At 68.2% G+C, this 22519-nt stretch carries 20 protein-coding genes and 1 riboswitch; of the genes, 14 read left to right on the top strand and 6 right to left on the bottom strand.

Annotation, left to right across the window (positions count from 1 at the left end):
- The first annotated feature begins 15 nt into the window (after nt 1-15).
- From SK854_RS14740 to SK854_RS14730, 3 genes are all read left to right on the top strand, one after another.
- Nucleotides 16-570, top strand: a complete 555-nt coding sequence (locus tag SK854_RS14740; RefSeq protein ID WP_319975652.1) for a hypothetical protein — start codon at nt 16-18, stop codon at nt 568-570.
- 256 nt (nt 571-826) lie between these two features.
- Nucleotides 827-2809 carry a serine/threonine-protein kinase gene (locus SK854_RS14735; RefSeq protein WP_319975651.1) on the top strand — a complete coding sequence of 661 codons (1983 nt, stop codon included), beginning with the start codon at nt 827-829 and terminating at the stop codon, nt 2807-2809.
- 97 nt (nt 2810-2906) lie between these two features.
- Nucleotides 2907-4301 carry a hypothetical protein gene (locus SK854_RS14730; RefSeq protein ID WP_319975650.1) on the top strand — a complete coding sequence of 465 codons (1395 nt, stop codon included), beginning with the start codon at nt 2907-2909 and terminating at the stop codon, nt 4299-4301.
- Nucleotides 4302-4443: 142 nt separating this feature from the next.
- Here SK854_RS14730 and SK854_RS14725 read toward each other — a convergent pair whose 3' ends face one another.
- Nucleotides 4444-5040, bottom strand: a complete 597-nt coding sequence (locus SK854_RS14725; RefSeq protein WP_319975649.1) for a hypothetical protein — start codon at nt 5038-5040, stop codon at nt 4444-4446.
- 64 nt (nt 5041-5104) lie between these two features.
- Here SK854_RS14725 and SK854_RS14720 point away from each other — a divergent pair, with 64 nt between their 5' ends.
- Both SK854_RS14720 and SK854_RS14715 read left to right on the top strand, forming a co-directional pair.
- On the top strand, nt 5105-5626 hold the full coding sequence (locus SK854_RS14720; protein ID WP_319975648.1) for an RNA polymerase sigma factor: 522 nt from the start codon (nt 5105-5107) through the stop codon (nt 5624-5626).
- Nucleotides 5616-6275, top strand: coding sequence for a hypothetical protein (locus tag SK854_RS14715; RefSeq protein ID WP_319975647.1), 660 nt, complete (start codon nt 5616-5618; stop codon nt 6273-6275). The genes SK854_RS14720 and SK854_RS14715 overlap by 11 nt, the downstream gene beginning before the upstream one ends.
- Here SK854_RS14715 and SK854_RS14710 read toward each other — a convergent pair.
- Entirely contained in the window at nt 6262-8382 is a 2121-nt protein-coding gene (locus SK854_RS14710; RefSeq protein WP_319975646.1) for an acyltransferase family protein, read from the bottom strand. The two genes, SK854_RS14715 and SK854_RS14710, sit on opposite strands and share 14 nt — an antisense overlap.
- 112 nt (nt 8383-8494) lie before the next feature.
- Complete coding sequence (locus SK854_RS14705) at nt 8495-10033, bottom strand: dolichyl-phosphate-mannose--protein mannosyltransferase (protein ID WP_319975645.1); 1539 nt, start codon at nt 10031-10033, stop codon at nt 8495-8497.
- Nucleotides 10034-10057: 24 nt separating this feature from the next.
- Between SK854_RS14705 and rsmI the strand changes: the two genes are divergently transcribed.
- Nucleotides 10058-10903: a 16S rRNA (cytidine(1402)-2'-O)-methyltransferase gene (gene rsmI, locus SK854_RS14700; protein ID WP_319975644.1), complete on the top strand. Its 846-nt coding sequence runs from the start codon at nt 10058-10060 to the stop codon at nt 10901-10903.
- On the opposite strand, the gene SK854_RS14695 is transcribed toward rsmI, so the two are convergent.
- The 3 genes from SK854_RS14695 to SK854_RS14685 are packed head-to-tail and all read right to left on the bottom strand — an operon-like array spanning nt 10895 to nt 13143.
- Entirely contained in the window at nt 10895-11608 is a 714-nt protein-coding gene (locus SK854_RS14695) for an ABC transporter permease (RefSeq protein WP_093606461.1), read from the bottom strand. The two genes, rsmI and SK854_RS14695, sit on opposite strands and share 9 nt — an antisense overlap.
- Complete coding sequence (locus SK854_RS14690; protein ID WP_319975643.1) at nt 11598-12530, bottom strand: ATP-binding cassette domain-containing protein; 933 nt, start codon at nt 12528-12530, stop codon at nt 11598-11600. The genes SK854_RS14695 and SK854_RS14690 overlap by 11 nt, the downstream gene beginning before the upstream one ends.
- A 58-nt stretch (nt 12531-12588) precedes the next feature.
- The gene (locus tag SK854_RS14685) at nt 12589-13143 is read right to left on the bottom strand and encodes a PadR family transcriptional regulator (protein WP_319975642.1); all 555 of its coding nucleotides are present in this window, start codon (nt 13141-13143) and stop codon (nt 12589-12591) included.
- Nucleotides 13144-13197: 54 nt separating this feature from the next.
- On the opposite strand from SK854_RS14685, the gene metG reads away from it, so the two are divergent.
- From metG to SK854_RS14645, 8 genes are all read left to right on the top strand, one after another.
- Nucleotides 13198-14988, top strand: coding sequence for a methionine--tRNA ligase (metG, locus tag SK854_RS14680; RefSeq protein WP_319975641.1), 1791 nt, complete (start codon nt 13198-13200; stop codon nt 14986-14988).
- Between the two features lie 7 nt (nt 14989-14995).
- Nucleotides 14996-15817 carry a TatD family hydrolase gene (locus SK854_RS14675; RefSeq protein ID WP_319975640.1) on the top strand — a complete coding sequence of 274 codons (822 nt, stop codon included), beginning with the start codon at nt 14996-14998 and terminating at the stop codon, nt 15815-15817.
- Between the two features lie 302 nt (nt 15818-16119).
- On the top strand, nt 16120-17529 hold the full coding sequence (locus SK854_RS14670) for a transglycosylase family protein (RefSeq protein ID WP_319975639.1): 1410 nt from the start codon (nt 16120-16122) through the stop codon (nt 17527-17529).
- A gap of 220 nt (nt 17530-17749) precedes the next feature.
- On the top strand, nt 17750-18580 hold the full coding sequence (gene rsmA, locus SK854_RS14665) for a 16S rRNA (adenine(1518)-N(6)/adenine(1519)-N(6))-dimethyltransferase RsmA (protein ID WP_319976107.1): 831 nt from the start codon (nt 17750-17752) through the stop codon (nt 18578-18580).
- An 88-nt stretch (nt 18581-18668) separates the two neighbouring features.
- Nucleotides 18669-18762: riboswitch (SAM riboswitch) on the top strand.
- A gap of 219 nt (nt 18763-18981) precedes the next feature.
- Entirely contained in the window at nt 18982-19980 is a 999-nt protein-coding gene (locus tag SK854_RS14660) for a methionine ABC transporter ATP-binding protein (RefSeq protein ID WP_093606456.1), read from the top strand.
- Complete coding sequence (locus tag SK854_RS14655; RefSeq protein ID WP_319975638.1) at nt 19977-20660, top strand: methionine ABC transporter permease; 684 nt, start codon at nt 19977-19979, stop codon at nt 20658-20660. The genes SK854_RS14660 and SK854_RS14655 overlap by 4 nt, the downstream gene beginning before the upstream one ends.
- A 28-nt stretch (nt 20661-20688) precedes the next feature.
- On the top strand, nt 20689-21486 hold the full coding sequence (locus SK854_RS14650; RefSeq protein ID WP_319975637.1) for a MetQ/NlpA family ABC transporter substrate-binding protein: 798 nt from the start codon (nt 20689-20691) through the stop codon (nt 21484-21486).
- A gap of 57 nt (nt 21487-21543) precedes the next feature.
- A complete protein-coding gene (locus tag SK854_RS14645) occupies nt 21544-22506 on the top strand; it encodes a 4-(cytidine 5'-diphospho)-2-C-methyl-D-erythritol kinase (RefSeq protein ID WP_319975636.1) in 963 nt (320 codons plus the stop codon).
- The last annotated feature ends 13 nt before the right edge of the window (nt 22507-22519 follow it).

Here is a 22519-nt window from a genome sequence, read left to right as displayed (position 1 = left end):
AAATAGTTTTCTCTCATGAGATCTGTGGTCGCCGCGTTATTACTCGTGGCCGGCACCTCCAGTGGTGCAGCGGCGTCGACCGAAGCCCCTGCCGCCAGGTGCACGGCCGCCCGACCTGTCGTCTCCAGCACGGAGACAGCTGTAGAAGCGCGCGTTCTCACCGGCTGCACGGCCGGTGAGCTCGTCGTCTTCCGGGCCGCCCTGATCGTCCGTGCCCACGGCACGTCCTGCGCCGCGGTCTCCGAGGAGCTCGAAGCGGACCCGGCCACCGAGCCGCAGTGGATCCGCACCCGGCTCGAACTGGAATGCGCACCCGGTGAGAAGGGCCTGGTCGGCTCGCAGCTCACCGCCGAGATGTACGACCAGCAGAACACCCGCGTCGCCACCTACGGCCTCGGTGACTCCTACGCGGAGCCCGCCCCGGCCGCGCGGCACCGGTGGACCGTCGAGTTCGTCGCGGGCCTCGGTGACCTGCCCGTGGCGCCCGATCCGGCTGTCACGACTTCCAGCGCGTCGGCGGGGCGAGGAAGCACGCGCACCCACTCCGATCACCGGGTTCACCACGGCTGAGGCCGTTTCTTCCACCCGTTTGCCAGGTGTCCGTCAGTGCTGCGTTCGATAACGAATCGTGCACTCAGAGCGACATCGGTCAACGGAGCCGTCCATCGCAACGTGTTAGAGCCAAGAGGCCCAACGCGTGCCGGACGGAGGTACAACGCGGTGATCAAGGAAAGGGTTGCTGTGGCATCAACCGCAGACCAATCACGCACCGTACGCTGACAGGTCGCCTAGGCTGGGGGTGATCTCGGAAGGGGTGGTGTGAGTCGTGGGGCTCGCTGAGTCCTTGCTCACGTGGCTGCACGGCTTCGTGGGCGCGAGTGTCTGCCCCGGTGACTGGGTGTGGACCACCACGGCGCTCGGTGCGGTGCTCGGGTTGTTCCCGACGATCGGGGCGCTGCTGTCCATCGCCGTGCGCCGGATCGTGGGCAACTCCTACGGCCCCGTGACCGGTGCCATCTTCACCGTGCTCGGCGTCGCCAGCTGTCTGGTGCTGCCGTGGCTCATCATGCGCGGCACCGTGCAGGGCCTGGCCAAGCGTGCCATCGACGGGTCCGCCTCGCTCGACGAGAACACCTGCTTCGGCACGTTCTCCCAGGGGAGCTACCTGGTCGACGGGGCGCCGTCGATCATCGGCGTGGCCCAGCGGCCGATGGCGGAGCCCGTGTTCCTGGTCGCCGCCGTCATCACCGTCGTGCTCGCGCTGCTGTGCCTGCTGTTCGTGATGCTGCAGTCGGGCTCGGCGTTCCGGCTCGGGCCGAACTGGCCGCGCCGGGTGTTCTGGCCCATGTTCCTGGTACTGCTGGTGACGACGTCGGCATTCCCCGTGACACTTGTGGGCCATGTGCTCCTCGGGTTTCTGCCAATTGCGGTAATCGGCTCAATCGTCGTGCGGATTTTCGGGTTGACTACCGCCATGCTGAACCGCCCCGGCCGCGACCGGTCCGCCGACCGGAACTCGCAGAACTCGCCGCCACCGCAGCCGGTGGCGCGCACGCCGCAGCCTCAGAACAACCAGCTTCCGGCTGGTCAGCCTGCTCAGAAGAAGGCGCCGACCAAGCCGATCGACGCCTCGGCGCACCGGCCGCCGCCGCAGAACACGCCCCAGAACCCGCCGCCGTATCAGCCGGCGCAGGTGCCGAAGTACCAGCCGGCCCCGATGAACCGGCCGATGCGCCCGGTCACGCAGCCGCAGCAGCCGCCCCAGAACCAGCCGCCGCGGCAGTATCCGCCGACCCGTGTCGCCGAGGTTCTGCCCCAGCCCAAGCCGCCGCAGCCGTCCAACCCGGCCGTGCTCGCGGACACGCCGGGCCCGCTGCCGTTCGGACCGGGCGCGGCCAACGCCGAGTCGCCCGCGCCCGTGCAGAAGTCGGGCAAGGTCTGGAACCCCGGCAACGGCAGGTTCCGCCGCGTCCGCCAGCTCGGTTCCGGCGGCTTCGGCACGGTCTGGCTGGCCGTGGACGAGCAGCTCGACCGCACGGTCGCGGTGAAGCTCGCGCACGCCCCGGACAACGACACCGAGGCGCGGATGCTCCGCGAGGCCCGCGCGCTCGCCGCCGTCCGGCACCCGAACTGCGTGCGGGTCTTCGACATCGTCCAGGACCCGGACGGCCTTGCCCTGGTGATGGAGTACATCGAGGGCGCCTCGCTGTCCGAGACGGTGCTGAAGAACGGCCTGATCGACGACAAGCTCGCCGCCCGCCTCTGGCTGAACATGGCCGACGCGCTGGCAGCGGCCCACGACCGCGGCGTTCTGCACCGCGACGTGAAGCCGTCCAACGTGATCGTGGACAACCAGGGCACCGCGCACCTGATCGACTTCGGCATCGCCCGCTCCAAGGGCGACAGCACGCTGACCGCCACCGGCATGATGGTCGGCACGCCGGACTTCCTCGCCCCGGAGACGGCGCGCGGTGAGACGGCCTCGCCGGCGTCCGACTCCTGGCAGCTGGCCGCCACGGTCTCCTACGCCCTGACCGGCCACCCGCCGCGCGGCTCCCGCGAGAACCCGATCTCCTCGCTGATGGCCGCAGCGCAGGGCGAACCGATCACCAAGCTGCCGCAGAAGAGCGCGCACGCCCGCCTGCTGCTCGCGGCGATGGACCCCGAACCGGGCCGCCGTCCGTCGCTGGCCCAGGTGCGGGGACAGCTCTCGCAGTTCCTCGACCAGCAGGGCATGAGCAAGGAAGGCCCGGTCACCAAGATGATCAGCAAGCCGACGCCACCTCCCACGAGGCACATGCCGACGTAGGCATCCGGGTGAACACCTCGCACGGCGGTAACGGTCGTAAAGAGTTCAACGACGACAGCGTTGTTTCCTGACCGCAAAGCCGCCATGCGAGGGAACTATGACCGCTGAAGAGAGCTGGCATGCCGCACGCCTGATTCCGACTTCGGGCATCAACGGTGCTGAAGAACAAGAGCGACGGGCGACATCGGCATTGCTGGCTGTCATGTCGGCGGTGCGCGAGTTCGGGCGGGCGTTGACCCAGCCGTTGGGCGCGCCTGCCGCCGCGGTGCAGACCTTCATCGAGGTCCCGTTCGAACTCGACGGTCGCAAGCTCATCCCGGACGGGCTGATCAGGGTGACCCGCGGGCAGAGGTCGTGGACCGCGCTGGTCGAGGTGAAGACCGGATCCAACGAGCTCCAGGTGGAACAGCTGGAGAACTACCTGGACGTCGCGCGGGAGTTCGGGTTCGACGCGGTCATCACGATCTCGAACGAGATTTCGCCGCTGCCTGGTCAACATCCGACGCCGGTGGATCGCAAGAAGCTCAAGAAGGTCGCGCTTCATCACTGGTCGTGGAGCGAGGTGCTCTGCGAAGCCGTGATGCAGAAAGAGCACCGCGGGGTTGCCGACCCCGACCAGGCGTGGGTCCTCGGCGAGCTGATCAGGTACCTCGAGCATCCGCGATCAGGTGCGATGGCGTTCGAGGACATGGGGCAGTCGTGGGTTCCGCTGCGTGACGCGGTGGAGGCGCGCACGCTGCGGACGACCGACAAGATCGCACCCGACGTGGTGCTCCGGTTCGAGGCTCTGCTCCGGTTCGCCGGACTGCAGCTCGGCAGACGCCTCGGCACGGACGTCACGCCGGCGTTGTCCCGCAAAGATCTCGCGGAGCCGCAGGTCCGTCTCTCCCGGCAGCTCGCGCAGCTCGTGGCTGACGGAAGGCTGTCCGGGGGGATTCGCATTCCCGACACGGTCGGCACGCTGCACGTCGTCGCCGATCTGCGGGCCGGCAGGGTGATCTGCGGTGTCGACGTGGAAGGTCCCAGGGAAGGACGCCCTGCGACCCGGATCAACTGGTTGCTCCGGCAGCTGAAGAACGCGCCCGACTCGGTTCGACTGGAAGCGTTCGTCGCACACGGCAGGGGAGCCGGCGCGTCGGAGTTGCTGGGTGCGGTCCGAGCGAATCCCGCGCTGCTGATCATTGATCCGCAGAAGGAGATCCGCGGGTTCCGGGTCGAGATCTCGGCCCCCATGGGCTCGAAACGCGGCACCGGGCGCAACTCCTTCATCGACTCGGTGCTGAACGCGGTCTCGTCGTTCTACGAGGAGATCGTGCAGAACCTCAAGCCGTGGTCCGCCACACCGCCGAAGATCAGGGCGGAAGGTGCGTTCACACCGCCTGCGGACGTCCCCGTGGCACTCGTCTCGACGGCGCCGTCATCACAGGACGGACCCGAACTCCAGGTGTCGGCGGAGGCACCGGTGCCTCACGAGGCTTCGGTCGACGCTTAGGCATCCGGGTGAACGTGTGGTTGGGCCGTAACGGTGGTTCACCGTTCACCGACCTAAGCCGTGGTTCACCCGGAAAGCCTCGGCATCTCACGGGATGCCACGCGAAGGGTGGTGAGGCGGTTTCCGCCGATCGCCTCACCACTCACCTTCGGGCAAATGGCCGCAACCGCTTGCGCAGCAGCAAGAACAGCCCGGCCGCGCCGAACACCACCGCGCCGATGATCCACACGGGCAAGGGCTTTCCCGGTGACTCGTCCGGCACCGTCACGGCGGCCGGTTCGGGGGTGGCCTCTGCCTTCTTCAGCGGCGGCGCGATCTCCTGCCACGGCCACGCGCCTTCCGTCGTTCCCTGGACCATCTGCGGGTCGACCGGTTTCACCAGCAACGTGCCTGGCACCGTCAGCGTGCCCAGCCGGTGGTCCTGGAACATGCCCTGCACGCCGAACACCTCGTAGGTGCCGTTGGGCAAGGAGAACGTCACGGCGTAGTGCGCGGGTTCGCCCAGCGGCACGCCGACGAACTGCCGCGAGTCCGCCCCGGACTGGAACCGCAGGCCGGTCTTGCCGAGGTCGCCGGAGAACGGGTGTGTGCCGTGCTGCAGCACCCAGTAGCCGACGGTGTGGGTGGTCGAGGCCTGGATCGACGGCACCGGGTCGACGTACGTGACCGCCCAGCCGCCCGCGAGCGCACTGGGGGCGCTGATCAGCAGAAAAGCGCATATCAAGGCGAGGATTCTCATGACGCGACTACACCGGGAACCGAAGTGAGGTTCCCGGTGTAGGAAGGGCATCACGGACGAAGCGGTGGCACGGGCGATCGCAGGTGACCAGGCGGCCTACGGCGAGCTGGTCGCCCGGTACACCGCGCTCGCGCACCGGACGGCGTACCTGCTCGGGGCGGGTGCGGACGCCGGTGACGTGGTGCAGGAGGCGTTCGTGAAGGCGTATCGGAAGCTCGGCACGTTCAAGCCGGAAGCCGACTTCAAGCCGTGGTTGCTCAAGATCGTCGCCAACGAGACCAAGAACCTGCACCGCGGCCGGCGGCGGCGCAACCTGATGGAGCTCAAGCTCGCCACCGTCACCGAGACCGTCGACCACGACGACCCCGGCACGCTCGTGGACGACTCCCGCGCCCAGCTCCTGAAGGCCGTGCAGAGCCTGCCCGAGCACGATCGCCAGGTCGTCACCTGCCGGTACCTGCTGGAGCTGAGCGAGGCCGAGACCGCGCAGACCCTCGGCCTGGCCAAGGGAACCGTGAAGTCGCGGCTGTCCAGGGCACTCGCCAAGCTGCGCCCGATGCTGGAGGAGGTGGCCCATGACCGATGAACCGACCGAGGCCGCCCTCCTCGACCTGGGCCGGCGGATCCACGTGCCGCAACCGCCGGACGTCACCGCTCAAGTGCTGACCCGGATCAACGCGCCCAAGCGCGGAAACCGTTGGCTCACCGCACTGGTGGCGGCGGTGACGGCCTTCGCGATCGCCTTCGCCGTGTCGCCGGCGGTGCGGGCAGGCGTGCAGAACCTCCTGGAGTTCGCCGGCGTCGAGTTCCGCACCGAGGCACCGCGGAGCGTCGCGCCTCCGTTGCCCAGCCAGGAGGTCTCGCTCGACCAAGCGCGTGAGCAGATGCCGTTCGAGATCCACCTCCCGGCGGAACTCGGCGAGCCGGACAAGATCACCGTCCACGAAGGACGGTTCGTCACCCTGCACTACGGACCCCTGCGGCTCGACCAGTTCGACGGCACGATCAGCACGACCGTCGGCAAGCTGATCCACCAGGACGGCGTCGAGCAGATCAACGACCGGATCTGGATCCCGTACCCGCACGTGTTCTTCTACATCGACCGCGACGGCCAGTGGCACACCGAGGAGCCACAGGCCGCCGCGCAAACCCTTCTCTGGCAACGAGGTCAGGTCACCATGAGACTTGAAGGCGACCTGACCAGGGAGCGGGCGCTGAAGATCAGCGAGAGCTAGCCAGGGCCTTCTCGATCATCGGCACCAGGCTGCGGGTGTACTGGCTGTTGAGGTGGTCGGAGTCGTAGTACACCGCCACGTTCCCGACCACGGCGTGGCACTGCTTGTCGTCGCAGAAGTACTCGGACAGGTCGACCAGGGACACCCCGGTGTTGCTCGTGCTGCGGGCGACCTCGGCCAACGGGTCGGCCGGGTGCGCCACCGCGCGTGGGATCGCGCAAGCCTCCGGATTCGACGCGTTCAGGGTCACGCAGTCGGGCGAGCGGACCTTGCCGTTGTACGGCGGATCGGCCATCACGACCACGCGGGCGCCCGCGTCCGTCCACTTGCGCCACCGCGGTTCCAGGCCGGCGCGGTACTGCTCGGTCTGGCTGCGGCCGCTCTTGTCGTCCGCCGGTTCCTCACGGGAGTAGAACGACGTCAGCACCATCGACGGTTTGTCGTCGGCGATCACGTCGGTCATCCGCTTCGTCCAGTCCGCGCAGCGCTTGACCTCCTGCTCGGTGTGCTTGTCACCGCGGAACGACGGGTTCTGGACGTCCGCGAACGGGCACGCGCCGAGGAAGCTGACCTTGAGCTGCCACTTGCGTTCTCGGGCGATCTCGAAGATCGGCGGCTGCCACTGCTGGGCGTGTGAGTCGCCCACGAGCCAGACCTTCTCGCCCGCGGCACCACCGGAGAAGTCGCAGACGGACGTGGTGTCCTTGTCCTCGGCCTTGTAGTCCTGGACCCGCTTGCACTCCGGCGCGATCGGCCAGTACTCGTTGGCCGGCCCCATCGCGGGCACGCGGGCCGGGCCGAACGGAGTCGGGCAGCCGTTGATGCCGATCATGGCGTTGGCGCCGTGGCACGGACCGTCGAGACCCGCGGCCACGTCGCGGTCCGCCTGGGCGACGTGCCGGTGGTAGGTCCACTGGAGCCCGCCGGCCATGATCGTCACGACGGCGATGCCGATCATCATGCTCGAGAACGTCAGCCCGCGGCTGCGGGTGAGCGGGCCCCACGACATGCCGTGGTCCTCGACGACCACCTTCGAGACCCACGCGACGACGATCGACAGCGCGAGCAGGCCCAGCAGCCACGGCGTGCCGAGCTTGCCCTTGTCCAGCAGGCCGCTCAGCGCGAACGGCGCGAGCAGCAAGAACGGCCAGTGCCACAGGTACAGCGAGTAGCTGATGCCGCCGATGAACTGCACGGGCCGTGAGGCGGTCACCGCCGTGTGCCACTGCCTGCCGGGACGCAGGCCGGACATGATCACCAGGCCGGTGCCGGCCGCCGGGATCATCGCGAGGTAGCCGGGGAACGCCGTGTGGTGGTCGTAGAGGAACGCCGTCGCGATGATCATCGCGAGGCCCGCGAACGCCGCGAGCTCGGCCGCCACGCGGGGCAGCACCAGCTTCATGGACGCCAGTGCCACACCGGCGCCGATCGCGAACTCCCACACCCGCACCGGGGTGATGAAGTACGCCTGGCTGGGCGAGGCGATCGTGTAGTAGACGCTCAGCGCGAACGACACCACGCCGAGGATCGCGACGCCGAGCACCACCCAGCGGCGCCTGCCGATCTTGAAGAAGCCGATCAGCAGCAGCGGCCAGAACAGGTAGAACTGCTCCTCGACCGACAGCGACCAGTAGTGCTGGACGAGACTCGCGGCCTCGTTCTGCGCGGAGTAGTTCACCGACTTGCCCGCGAGCAGCCAGTTCTCCCAGTAGGAGGCGGCGGCGAAGGACTCCCAGGCGTTGGCCGTCCAGCGCGGGTAGGGCAGCAGGAAGTAGGCGGCGACGATGCTGAAACCGAGCACCAGGAACGCCGCCGGCAGCAGTCGCCTGACCCGTCGCGCGTAGAACGTGCCGAGCCGCACCCGGCTCGTGCGGACGATCTCCTTGTCGAGGTGGGACGTGATCAGGAAACCGGAGATGACGAAGAAGACGTCGACACCGACATAACCACCGGTCAGTCCGTCGGGCCAGAAGTGGTTGACCACCACGGCCAGCACCGCGACAGCGCGCAGTGCCTGGATGTCGGTGCGGAAACCGGCACCCGCCGGCTTGCCGCTGCCGGGTCTCTCGGTGTCCGGCTTCTCGCTCAGTTCGGCGGTCGTGCTCATGGCTGAATCCCCCAGGATTGATCAGCACGACCACGCTCAGTGACTTAACCCCTGGTCAGGGGTCACCCGGTCGTGCTGAAGTCGGGGGATACTAACCCAACGCGAATTACTTTCAGCGCCAACTGGGCAGCCACAGTTGCTGTTGCCACATCTCCGGCGTGATCGGATTGCCGTTCAAGATCGGCCACAGCCACACGAAGTTCGCCACCACGATGCCGACGTACAGCGCGACGACCAGCAGACCGGTGCCACGGCGTTCGGAACCCGCGGTCTTCCGGCCCAGGATCTCGCCCAGCGCCAGCACGATCAGCAGCACCAGGAACGGCGCCATCGGCGTGACGTAGAAGAAGTACATCTGCCGGTCGAGGTTGAGGAACCACGGCAGCAGGCCCGCCGCGTACGCGACCAGGACGCCGGCGTAGCGCCAGTCCATCCGGCCGATGGTGCGGAAGATCGCCCAGCCGATCACCGGGAACGCGAGCCACCACATCGCGGGCGTGCCGATGAGCATGATCGCGCCGAGGCACGACGCCGCGCCGCAGCCCGTGACGGAGTTGTCGTAGTAGTAGAGCATCGGACGCAGGCCCATCGGCCACGTCCACGGCTTCGACTCCCACGGGTGCCGGTTGGTCTCCGAGGTGACCAGCTCGACGTGGAACTTGTAGACGTTCTTCGCGTTGTACCAGAGCGACTGCAGGACGTCGGGGATGTACGAGATGTCCTTGACCTTGCCGCCGACCACGTGCCGGTCGATGCCGGTCTCGCTGGCCATCCACGGGAACCAGGTCGCGACGTAGACCAGCACCGGGACGGCGACCAGGCCACCCAGCGACGGCAGCACGTCCTTGGCCAGCGCACCCAGCCACGGCTCCTCGACACCCGCGGCCCGGCGTGCCAGCGCGCTCCAGACGACGGTCAGCAGGCCGAACGCGGCGATGTACCAGATGCCCGACCACTTGATGCCGCACGCGGCGCCGAGCATCACGCCCGCACCGAAGCGCCACCAGCGGAAGCCGATCCACGGACCGAACGCCGAGTTGTTGATGAAGCCTTCGCGCACGGCCACGGCGAGGCGTTCGCGCATCTGTTCGCGGTCGACGACCAGGCAGCCGAACGCGGCGACGACGAACAACGCCAGGAAGATGTCGAGCATGCCCATCCGCGACTGGACGTGCGAGACGCCGTCCGCGATGAGCAGGACGCCGGCGAGCGCGCCCAGCAGGTCCGAACGGGTCAGGCGGCGGGCGATCCGGACGATCAGCAGGATCGTGATCGCACCCGCGAGCGCCGAGGCGAACCGCCAGCCGATGCCGTCGTAGCCGAAGAGCTCCTGGCCGATCGCCATCAGCTGCTTCGCGAGCGGCGGGTGGACGATCAGCTCGTAGCCCGGGTTGTCCTCGTAGCCGCCGTTGCGCAGCACCTGCGCCGTCTGCGGCACGTAGTGCTTCTCGTCGAAGATCGGCGTGCCCTTGTCCGTCGGATAACCGACGTTCCAGAAGCGCACGACGGCACCGACCAGCGTCACGACGATCGTCATGAGCCATCCGCGCATCCGGTCTCCGGACGGCGGCGGGTCGAGCGTTGCCGCACGATCCGTGCGCGGCTCCTCGACGACGACGGGCGCCACTCCTGGCTGCACGAGGACTGTCACGCCGCCGATCGTAGGGTGAAGCTTGTGAGTCCTGTATCCGGTTCAGGCCGTCTCGTCCTGGCAGCCACCCCTCTCGGGGACATCCGCGACGCCTCCGCGCGCCTGATCGAGGCTCTGGAGACCGCCGACGTGATCGCCGCCGAGGACACCCGGCGCCTGCACAGCCTCGCGGCCGCGTTGCAGGTCAAGCCGTCCGGCAAGGTGATCAGCTTCTACGACCAGAACGAGATCGGGCGCCTGCCGGGCCTGCTCGAATCACTGCACAGCGGCGCGACCGTGCTGCTCGTGACGGACGCCGGAATGCCGTCCGTGTCCGATCCCGGCTACCGGCTCGTCGCCGCGTGCGTCGAGCAGGACCTGAAGGTCACCTGTCTGCCGGGGCCGTCCGCGGTGACGACGGCGCTCGCCCTGTCCGGCCTGCCGAGCGACCGGTTCGCGTTCGACGGCTTCCCGCCGCGCAAGTCCGGTGAACGCAAGCGCTGGTTCGCACCTTTGGCCACCGAGCAACGCACCGTCGTCTTCTTCGAGGCGCCCCACCGGCTCGCGGACACGCTCGCGGACGCCGTCGAGGTGCTCGGACCGGACCGCCGCGCCGCCGTGTGTCGCGAGCTGACGAAGAAGTACGAAGAGGTCGTGCGCGGCTCTCTCGCCGAACTCGCCGAGTGGGCCGTGGAAGGCGCACGCGGTGAGATCACCGTGGTGCTCGCTCCGGCTCCCGTCCAGGAGACGCCCGACCTCGACACGCTCGTCGCCGAGGTCAAGCAGCGCGTCGCCGACGGCGAACGGATGAAGTCGGCCGCCGCCGAGGTCGCGGAGGCGGCCGGGATCAGCAAGAAGACGCTCTACGACGCGGCGATCAAGTCAAGCTGACTCCTTGTTGAACGTCCGCACGCCGTAGAACACGCCGACCAGCACCAACGCCGCGACCGAGACCAGCCCGTAGAACATCGAGCCGGGGTTGAAGATCGACCGCTCGGCGTCGACGACGTGCGCGAGCGGGTTGATCCGCGACAGCCAGTAGAGCCACTGCGGGCCGTTCGACATCGGCAGCAGCACGCCGGAAAGCAGCATCAACGGCACGATCGACGCCGACAGCACGGACGCGAAGACGTACTCCAGCTTCACCTTCAACGCGATCGCGTACGACACCGAGCCGATCGCGATGCCCAGCAACGCCACCAGTCCGAGCCCGAGCAGCATCTGCCCGGCCGACGCCCGGAAGCCGAACAGCATCGCGGCCAGCATGATCAGCAGGCTCTGCACGACCAGCAGCACGACGTCCTTGCCGACCCTGCCGACGAGCAGGGCGACCCGGCTGACCGGGGTGACGCGCAGGCGTTCCATCACGCCGGTGCGCACCTCGGGCAGCAGCGAGAAGCCCGCGTAGGCCGTGCCGAACAACGCCATCTGCACCAGCAGGCCCGGCACGAACCACTGCCAGCCGCCCTCGCCCAGCAGCGGTCCGAACAGGCCGAGGTAGAGCAACGGCTGGGCGATGCCGAACACGACGGCGACCGGGTTGCGCAGCACGGGCAGCATCACGCGGGAGAACACGAGCCAGGTGTCACGCAGCATTGGCTTCCTCCCGCAGGGAACGGCCGGTCATGGTCAGGAACACGTCGTCGAGCGTGGGCCGATGGACCTGCACCGAGTGCAGCTCCACGCCGATGTTGTCGAGGTCGCGCAGCAGCCCCGGCAACGCGCGGTCGCCGTTCGGGATGCGGAAGCTGACCTTCTCGCCGTCCACGACCGCGTTCTCGAACTTCGAGGCGACGATCGAGGCCTGCGGTGTGCCGAGCACGACCAGATCGCCGGAGACGCGCTGCTTGAGGTCGTCCGGTGAGCCCTCGCCCACGATCGAGCCGTGGTCGATCACCAGCAGCCGATCGCTCAGGTAGTCGGCCTCGTCCAGGTAGTGCGTGGTCAGGAAGACCGTGACGCCGTCGGCCTTGAGCTGTTTGATGTGGTCCCACAGGTTGCGGCGGCTCTGCGGGTCGAGGGCCGTGGACGGCTCGTCCAGGAACAGCAGCCGCGGGTCGTGCAGCATGCCCATCGCGATGTCGAGCCGGCGTTGCTGGCCGCCCGACAACGTGATGACGCCGCGCTTCTCCAGGCCTTGTAGATCGAACCGGTCGAGCAGGTCGGCGACCTTCGTGCGGGCGTCGTGCTTGGACAGGCCGTAGAAGCGGGCCTGGAACTCCAGCTCGTCGGCGACCCGCTGGTCCTGGCCGGAGCCGTTCTTCTGGCCCACGTAACCGATGTTGCGGCGCACTCCGGCCGGGTCGGTCAGCAGGTCGTGGCCGGCGATGGTCGCCTCGCCCGCGGTCGGCTGCAACAGCGTGGTGAGCATGCGCAACGTCGTGGACTTGCCTGCGCCGTTCGGGCCGAGGAACCCCACGAGCTCGCCCTCGGCGACGTCGATGTCCACCCCTGCGACCGCGTCCACCGGACCGGTCTTCGTGGTGAATCGGCGCGCGAGGCCGCGTGCCTTGATCATGACTGAATCCCCTCTAGTCAACTTTGACTAGAGGCTAGCGAGGACTAATCAAGTTTGACTAGTCCTTCAGCTCGTACGCACCGGCCTCTAGGCGTTCGATCAGCTCCTGAGTCCAGCGCACCTGGCCTTCGAGATGGACGAGCCAGAGTCGAAACAGCTCGCTGACGTGCGCGGGCTTGCCCATCTCCGGCATCGAGGAGATGCCGTGCCGGGTGGGGGTGAGCTGCCCTTCGAGCCCCGCCAGCCGGTTCTTCAGCAGCACGACCGCCTGCCTGCGGGGGACGAGGTTGAGCATCGCCACGCCCGCGGAGACCTCGTCGTTGCCGGCGGCCGGATCGGCCAGCGCGTGCGCCAGCAGGTCCCGCAGCTCGTGCTCGCCGGTGGCGGTGATCCGGTAGGTCGTGCGGGCGGGGCCCTCCTCGGACTCCGTCGTGCCGACCGGCTCCAGCAGTCCGTCCTTCGCCAGCGACTTCAGCGCGTGGTAGATCGAGCCCGGCTGCACGTTCGCCCAGCTGTCCGCCGACCACGACTTCAGCTCGCGGCGCACCACGTAACCGTGTGCTTCGCCCACGAGCTTGACCACGCCGAGCACCAGCATCCTGGTCGCGGACAAACAGACCTCCCACTCGGTGAAAACACCCTGGCACCGCCTCCGTAGGCTATGTCCATGAGTGCCTCCGTACTGACCGCGGTGGCCTGGCCTTACGCCAACGGCCCCAGGCACATCGGTCACGTCTCCGGTTTCGGTGTCCCGTCCGACGTCTTCTCCCGCTACATGCGAATGTCCGGACACCGGGTGCTCATGGTCAGCGGCACGGACGAGCACGGCACACCCATCCAGGTGCAGGCCGAGAAGGAAGGGCTCACCGCCCGCGAGCTCGCCGACAAGTACAACCGCGTCATCGCCGGTGACCTGCAGGGCCTCGGCCTGTCCTACGACCTCTTCACCCGCACCACCACCGGCAACCACTACCAGGTGGTGCAGGACCTGTTCTCCGCGCTGTGGAAGAACGGCTACGTCGTCCCCAAGACGGAGATGGGCGCCATCAGCCCGTCGACCGGCCGCACCCTGCCCGACCGCTACATCGAGGGCACCTGCCCGATCTGCGGTTACGAGGGCGCGCGTGGCGACCAGTGCGACAACTGCGGCAACCAGCTCGACCCGTCGGAACTGATCAACCCGCGCTCGAAGATCAACGGCGAGACGCCGAAGTTCGTCGAGACCGAGCACCTGTTCCTCGACCTGTCCGCGTTCATCGACTCGCTGGGCAGCTGGATGGGCACGCGGTCGGACTGGCGTCCGAACGTGCTCAAGTTCTCGCAGAACCTGATCAAGGACCTGCGGCCGCGCGCCATCACCCGCGACCTCGACTGGGGTGTGCCGATCCCGCTCGACGGGTGGAGCGACCAGCCGATGAAGCGGTTCTACGTGTGGTTCGACGCGGTGATCGGCTACCTGAGCGCCTCCGTCGAGTGGGCGCGGCGCACCGGGGACCCCGACGCCTGGAAGGAGTTCTGGACGGGTGACGCCCAGAGCTACTACTTCATGGGCAAGGACAACATCGTCTTCCACTCGCTCATCTGGCCGTCGCTGCTGCTCGGGCAGAACGGCGCGGGCGACAAGGGCGGCGAGCCCGGCCGGTTCGGCACGCTGAACCTGCCGACCGAGGTCGTGTCGTCGGAGTACCTCACGATGAGCGGCTCGAAGTTCTCGACCTCGCGCGGCACCGTGATCTACGTCGGCGACTTCCTCAAGGAGTTCGGACCGGACGCGCTGCGGTACTTCATCTCCGTCGCGGGCCCTGAGAACCAGGACACCGACTTCACCTGGGAGGAGTTCGTCCGCCGGACGAACTTCGAGCTGGCGAACGAGTGGGGCAACCTGGTCAACCGCTCGATCTCGATGGCGCACAAGAACGTCGGCGCGATCCCGAAGGCCACCGCGCTGACGCCCGCCGACCACGAGCTGCTCGCGCAGTCCAAGGCGGCGTTCGACACGGTCGGCGCGCACCTGCGCCGCTCGCGGTTCAAGCAGGCCACCGGTGAGGCCATGCGCGTCATCTCCGCGGCGAACAAGTACCTGTCCGACCAGGAGCCGTGGAAGCTCAAGGACGACCTGGAGCGCCGTGACTCGGTGCTGCACACCGCGTTGCAGGTCGTGCAGGACGCGAACACGCTCATGACGCCGTTCCTGCCGCACTCGGCGCAGAAGGTGCACGAGGCGTTGGGCGGCACGGGCGTGTGGGCCGCACAGCCGGAGATGACCGAGGTCACCGACCTCGACATCCCCGAGCGCTCGTACCCGGTGCTGACCGGTGACTACGCGAGCGAGCAGGCCAAGTGGGAGTCCGTGCCACTGGAGGTCGGCCGGCCGCTGCAGAAGCCGTCGCCGTTGTTCGCGAGGCTGGAGAAGGAACTGGGCGACGAGGGGCCCGAGTGGGCTCCGATCGTCAAGTGACCGCCCTGTGACGGACAAGCGTGAACGACCGCCGGTGCCGGAAGCTCTTCCGGCACCGGTGATCGACGCCCACACCCATCTCGACGCGTGCGGGGCCGTCGACGCCGCCGACGTGGCGGTCCTGCTCGACCGGGCGGAGGCCGCCGGCGTCTCGCACGTGATCACCGTGGCAGACGACCTGAAGGCCGCGCAGTGGGCCGCCGAGGCGTCCACTTGGGACCCTCGGGTCTACGCGGCGGTGGCCGTGCACCCGACGCGCACCTCTTCTTTCGGGGACGCGGAGAAGGCCGAACTGGAGCGGTTGGCTGTCCTGCCCCGTGTGGTCGCGATCGGCGAGACCGGTTTGGACTATTACTGGGACTACTCGCCGCCGGTCGCCCAGCACGAGGCGTTCCGTTGGCACATCGACCTTTCCAAGCGCGTCGGGAAGCCGTTGATGATCCACGACAGGGACGCGCACGAGGACATCCTCAAGATCCTCGACTCCGAGGGCGCACCGTCCACAGTGGTGTTCCACTGCTTCTCCGGTGACGCGGACTTCGCCCGCCGGTGCGTCGACGCGGGGTACGTGCTCTCGTTCGCGGGCCCGGTGACGTTCAAGAACGCCCGTGCGCTGCGGGAGGCGGCGGCCCTGGTGCCCCAGGACCAGCTGCTCGTCGAGACGGACGCCCCGTTCCTGACGCCCCATCCGTTCCGGGGCCGCCCGAACGAACCCTATTGTGTGAATTACACAATTCGGGATCTCGCGACACTGCGTAACGAAGATCTTTCTGAACTCTGCTCCGCCGTCACCCGTACTGCTCAACGAGTGTTCGGGCTTGACCACTGAAATGCGACTTAGAGCGAACGGAGCAAAGGGTTCCTACCCCCATGGGGTGACTGAGGTCACAACATCGGTGGGGGTGTTTGCGCAACGTGCCTCACCCCGTTACTGTCCCGTGACCGTGCCACCTGAACCGACCCAGTCGGTTCGGAGCACGCCCGCAGTCGGGGCGGGACCGAAGCCAGAAGCGCGAAGAAGCGAGACCACGTAGGAGGAGTTGCCGGGAACCTTCGAGCTCCAACTCGAATGATCTTGTCAACGCCAACTGTGCGGTGGCCTCACAGCTTCCGCAATGGAGGTATCGACCCTTGTCTGGTAGCGACAGAGCTGCTGCTCCGTACGACTTCAACGACGACACCGACTGGTTCACGCCGGTCGGCGGCACGGCGGTTGACGTCGCTGATCCCCACCCGAGCTTCCCCGCCGGTGCGCTGACCATCACGCCCGCGGACGTGCTCGACGTGCTCGGCCCGGACGCCGACGACCTGCTCGCCTCGGCGAACGTGGACGTCGACGAGCTGATCCGTCTCATCAACGCCGAGACGACGATCATGCCGCCCCTCGTCCTCCCGTCGGAGGAAGAGGAGCTCAAGGACCCGCAGGTCCTCGTCACGGCCGCCTCGACGTGGAAGCGCCGCTTCCTCAAGGGCACCGTCGCCGCGATCCTCGTGTCGATCTCCGGTGGCGGCGTGACCGCGATGGCGATGGACAAGTCGCTGACCGTCGAGGTCGACGGCGCGATGCAGACCGTCCACTCCTACGAGGGCACGGTCGGCGAGGTCCTGGCGGAGGAAGGCATCGTCGTCGGTGAGCACGACGCCCTGTCGCCCTCGCTGAACGCCCCGGTCTCCGACGGCGGCAAGATCAGCCTCGACCGCGGCCGCCTGATCAAGATGAGCATCGACGGCCAGGCCCGCGAGGACTGGGTCCGCTCGGTCACCGTCGAGGAGGCCGCCAAGCAGTTCGGCGTGCCGCTCGAAGGCGCCTGGATGTCCATGCCCGGCTCGCACGACGTGCCGCTGGAAGGCATGAGCGTCGAGGTCAAGACCCGCAAGAACATCAAGCTCTTCGACGGCGCGAACCCGGTCCGCGAGGTCCAGACGACCGCACTGACCGTCGACGAGCTGCTCAAGGCCGAGAACCTCTCCCTCGGCCCCGAGGACGCCGTCGCGTCCGGCATGGACGTGAAGCTCGCGACCGGCGCCGAGGTCTACATCTCGCGCACCGGCGTCACGGTCATCAACGTGAACGAGCCCGTCGCGCCTCCGGTCGAGAAGACCAACGACCCGAACATGACCGCGGGCCAGCAGACCGTCACCGACCCCGGCACGCCGGGCGAGCAGACGTCGACGTACCGCGTGACCGTGAAGAACGGCAAGGAGATCAGCCGCGAGAAGATCGGCGGCAAGGTCACCAAGGAGCCGAAGCCGAAGAAGATCACGGTCGGCACCAAGCCGCTGCCCGACGGCGAGGTCTGGGACCGTCTCGCCAAGTGCGAGGCGGGTGGCAACTGGGCCATCAACACCGGCAACGGCTACTACGGCGGTCTCCAGTTCTCGGCCAGCACCTGGGCCTCGAACGGCGGCACCGTCTACGCGCAGCTTCCGCACCAGGCGACCCGCGAGCAGCAGATCGCCATCGCGACCAAGCTCCGCGACCGCTCCGGCGGCACGTACGGCGCCTGGCCGGGCTGCCGCGCCAAGCTCGGCCTGCCGTAAACACGCACCACCCTCTCCGTCCCCCTGACGAAGGCCGCCCTGGTTCGCCACGGGCGGTCTTCGTCGTTTCCGGGGGCCGGCTCATGGTGTGCACGCGGATGCGGCTCGCGCAGGGTCACGACGAAGCCGAGGCGGGTGAACCAAGACCTGCCCGGTGAAGCGGTCATGACATGCCCAGCCATCCCTCCACCGGCGAGCCTGCGAGAATGCACCGGTGAGCCTGCTGGGACCTGCCGAAGTTCGTCGTCTGGCTGAAGAGCTGGGCATCCGCCCGACCAAGAAGCTCGGCCAGAACTTCGTGCACGACCCGAACACGGTCCGCAAGATCGTCGCCGCCGCCGGGTTGACGGAGGACGACGTGGTCCTGGAGGTCGGCCCCGGCCTGGGCTCCCTGACGCTCGCCCTGCTGCCCGCCGCCAAGCAGGTCGTGGCGGTCGAGATCGACCCGCCGCTGGCGCAGCGGCTGCCTCAGACGGTCGGCGAGATGGACCCGGACAACGCGGGCAAGCTGCACGTCGTCCTCAAGGACGCCATGAAAGTCACCCAAGAAGACCTGCCGGTCCTACCGACCGCGATCGTCGCGAACCTCCCGTACAACGTCGCGGTCCCGGTGGTGCTCCACCTCCTGGCCGAACTCCCGAGCCTCCAAAAGGGCCTCGTCATGGTCCAGGCCGAGGTGGCCGACCGGATGGCCGCGAAGCCCGGCAGCAAGATCTACGGCGTCCCGAGTGTGAAGCTCGCCTGGTACGCGGAGTCCAAGAAGGCCGGCTCCATCGGCAAGAACGTCTTCTGGCCGGCGCCCAACGTCGACTCGGGCCTGGTGTGGTTCCAGCGCCACGAAAAGCCGCTGTCCACAGTGGACCGGAAGAAGCTCTTCTCGATCGTCGACGCCGCTTTCGCGCAGCGCCGCAAGACGCTGCGAGCCGCCCTCAAGGGCTGGGCCGGCAACCCGGGAAACATTGACGAACTGCTCGCCGAAGCGGGTGTGGATCCCCAGCAGCGGGGCGAGCAGCTGAGCGTGATCGACTTCATCCGGATCGCCGAGGTCTAGGCCGGGGATCCTTCGGCCAACAGTGTGATCTGTCGAACGAATCGGAATCTGGCTTGCGCAACCGAACGTCCGTCCGGTTGACTGCTACTTGCCATCCGGAGCGACTGAGAGACCTGGCTCTACGACGTCGCAGCAACCACCCGCTGGATGCGGGCAGGTGCTAACGCCAGGACCGATGGAGGAGCACCATGGGTACCGTGCGAATGCTGACGCGCCGTCGAGTCATCGACCAGTGCCGTCGCTCGTCTTCTGCATGTCGTCGCCACCTCGTCTAAGGCGCCTTTTCAGAGTCCTTTGACGCGCACTCAGTCATCGAGTGGCGCACACCTGAGCAGAAACTTCGACCGCGCACGTCCGTCTCAATCGGACAGTGTGCTGTCGCGCGCAGCCGTGGAGCAGACGTGATCACTGTCGAAAACCTCACCAAGTCCTTCCAGGGCGTCAGTGCCCTCAACGGCGTGACCCTCGACGTCGAGGCCGGAACCGTGCTCGGCGTCGTCGGCCCGAGTGGCGCCGGCAAGTCGACGCTCGCCCGGTGCGTCGCGCTGCTGGAGCGTCCCGACTCGGGTGCGATCCGCGTCGACGGCACCGACATCACCAGCCTCGACGGGTCGGCCCTGCGTGCCGCCCGCCGCCAGATCGGCGTTGTGCCGCAAGGGGATTCGCTTCTCCGTCAGCGCACGGCCGCCGGCAACATCGCACTGCCGCTGGAGTCCGCGGGCATCCCCGGACCGCAGCGCCGCACCCGTGTGGGCGAGCTGCTGGACCTCGTCGGGCTGACCGACAAGGCCGCCTCCTACCCCGACCAGCTGTCCGGCGGGCAGCGTCAGCGCATCGCCGTGGCACGCGCCCTCGCCGCCAACCCGTCCGTGCTGCTCGCCGACGAGCCGACCAGCGCTCTGGACCCGGAGACCACCGGTTCCGTGCTGACCGTGCTCGACCGTGCGCGCGCCGAGCTGGGTGTGACCGTTCTCGTCGTCACGCACGACATGGGCGTGGTCCGCAAGATCTGCGATGACGTCGCTGTGCTGGAGCAGGGCCGCGTCGTCGAGCACGGCAAGGTTCTGGACCTGGTCAACGACGTCGCGAGCCGCACGAGCAGTGCGCTGCTGCCCGCCGTCGACCTGAACCCGATCAACGAGAGCAGCTACGACCGCGTCGCGGACGTCGTGCTCGTCGGGTTCGCCGCGGTCGGCGCGTTGCTGCCTGAGGCCGCGCACCGGTTCGGCGTCGAGCTGAACATCGTCGGCGGCGGTCTGACGCGCCTGGGCGAGACCCCGGTCGCGCGTTTCCGGCTCGGCCTGAACGGCGAGCGCTCGGACTCCGCCCTGGAGTGGATCGGCGAGGCCGGCGGCTCGGTGCAGAGGTCCCTGAAGGGCCCCCAGGGAGTAGCTGCGTGAGGTCTGCAACACCCTGGTCCGACGTTCTTTCGTTCCTCCTCGAAGCGACCGGCGAGACGCTGTACATGGTCGGCGTCTCCACCGTCATCGCCACGGTTTTCGGAGTTCCCGTAGGTGTCTGGCTGCAGCTCACCGCCAAGGGCGGGTTGCGGCCGAACACCGCGGTGCACAGGATCCTGAGCTTCGTCACCGACCTGGGCCGCTCGATGCCGTTCATCGTGCTGCTCGTCGCGCTCACGTCGGTCACCCGCCTCATCGTCGGCGGCTCCATCGGCAGCACGGCGGTCATCGTTCCGCTGGCCGTGGGAGCGATCCCGTTCGTGGGGCGGCTCGTGCAGAACATCCTGTCCGAGGTGCACGTGACCGTGGTCGAGGCCGCGATCACGACCGGCGCCTCGACGTTGAGGATCGTGCGCAGCGTGCTGATCCGCGAGTCGCTGCCCGCGCTGATCAACGCCATCGGCGTCACCGTGATCGCCCTGATCGGGTACTCGGCGATGGCCGGCGTGATCGGTGGCGGTGGTCTCGGCGACCTGGCGATCCGCGAGGGTTACCAGCGCTTCAACGACCGGATCCTGTGGAGCACCGTGGCGTGGCTCGCCGTGCTCACCACCGTGATCCAACTCGGTTTCACCCGTGCCGCCCGTGCGTCCGACCGGCGCCGGCACGCCTCCGTCTGACCCGTAGCAATTTCTCAAAAGGAACGTCATGCGTATTCGTGCTGCCCTGATCGCAGTCGCTTTGACCGGTTTGACTGCTCTGTCCGCTTGCTCGTCGGGTGCCAGCGCGTCCGACACGCTGAAGGTCGGTGTCTCGCCGGTCCCGCACGCCCAGATCCTCAAGTACGTGGCCGACAACCTCGCCGCGTCGAAGGGTCTCAAGATCGAGGTCGTCGAGTTCACCGACTACGTGCAGCCGAACACGGCGCTGGTCGACGGGTCGCTCGACGCCAACTACTTCCAGACCGTCCCGTACCTGGAGACGTTCACCAAGGAGAGTGGCGCCAAGGTCGAGTGGGTCGAGCCCGTCCACGTCGAGCCGCTCGGCCTGTACTCGAAGAAGGTCAAGAAGCTCGACGAGCTGCCGTCGGGTGCCAAGATCGCCGTCGCCAACGACGCCACCAACGAGGCTCGCGGCCTGAAGCTGCTGGAGGCCAACGGCCTGATCAAGCTCAAGGCCGTGGACCAGCCGACCGTGCGCGACCTCGCGGAGAACCCCAGGAACCTGCAGTTCGTGCCCCTGGAGGCCGCTCAGCTGCCGCGCTCGCTGGAGGACACCGACGCGTCCGTGATCAACGGCAACTACGCCATCGACGCCGGCCTCAAGCCCGCCACCGACTCGCTCGCGCTGGAGAAGGCCGAGGGCAACCCGAACGCGAACGGCCTGGTCACGCGCACCGAGCTCAAGGACGACAAGCGCGTCAGGGACCTGGCGGAGCTGCTCGGATCGCAGCAGGTCAAGGACTACATCAAGCAGACCTTCAACGGTTCGGTCATCCCGGTCTGACGGTGACAGTGGCCGGGGGAGGAGTCCGGGACACCAGAACGCCCGTACGCTGACATGGTGCTCGCAGTCGTTCCACCCCCGGTCACAGTTCGCGTCCCGGCCAAGGTCAACCTGCACCTGGCCGTGGGAGACGTGCGCCCGGACGGCTACCACGACCTGGTGACGATCTTCCAGGCGCTGTCCCTGGTCGACGAGGTCACGGTCGCGGTCGCCGACGAGCCAGGAGTCGAGGTGTACGGCGAGGGCGCCGACCAGGTGCCCACCGGAGCCTCGAACCTCGCCTGGCGCGCGGTCCAGCTGCTGGCCACCCACGTCGGCAAGGACGCGGACGACCCCAAGGTCCGCGTCGTCATCCGCAAGGCCATCCCGGTCGCGGGCGGCATGGCGGGCGGCAGCGCGGACGCGGCGGCGGCGCTGGTCGGCCTGTCGTCGTTGTGGCGCCTGGACATCAGCCGCGACGAGCTGGCCGAACTGGCCGGGAAGCTCGGCGCGGACGTCCCCTTCGCCCTGTACGGCTCCACCGCTCTGGGCACCGGCCGCGGCGAGCGGATCGTCCCCGTGCTGGGCCGCCACCAGTTCCACTGGGTGCTGGCGTTCGACCGCCGCGGACTGTCCACTCCGGACGTGTTCGACGAGCTGGACCGCCTGCGCGCCGAGGGGGACCCGCCGCGCGTCGGCGCGGTCGAGGCCGTGCTGGAGGGCCTGTCCTCCGGCGACCCCCGTCAGCTCGCCCTGCTGCTGGGCAACGACCTCCAGGCCGCGGCCGTCTCGTTGCGCCCGAACCTGCGCCGCACTCTGCGCGCGGGCGTCGACGCGGGCGCGCTGGCCGGCATCGTGTCCGGATCCGGGCCCACCACGGCGTTCCTGTGCGAGGACGGCGACACGGCGGTCCGCGTGGCCGCTGAGCTCGCCGGCGCCGGTGTGTGCCGGACGGTGCGGGTGGCGCACGGGCCGGTGCCCGGAGCGCGCGTGATCGCGACTGAAGAGCCCAAGCCGACGCCCCCCGAGGTGCACGCGTAGCCGAGGGCTTTGG

The sequence above is a fragment of the Lentzea sokolovensis genome (assembly GCF_033949975.1).
Classification (GTDB): domain Bacteria; phylum Actinomycetota; class Actinomycetes; order Mycobacteriales; family Pseudonocardiaceae; genus Lentzea; species Lentzea sokolovensis.
The sequence above is the reverse complement of the archived record's forward strand: the minus strand, read 5'-3'. Positions and strand labels throughout refer to the sequence as shown.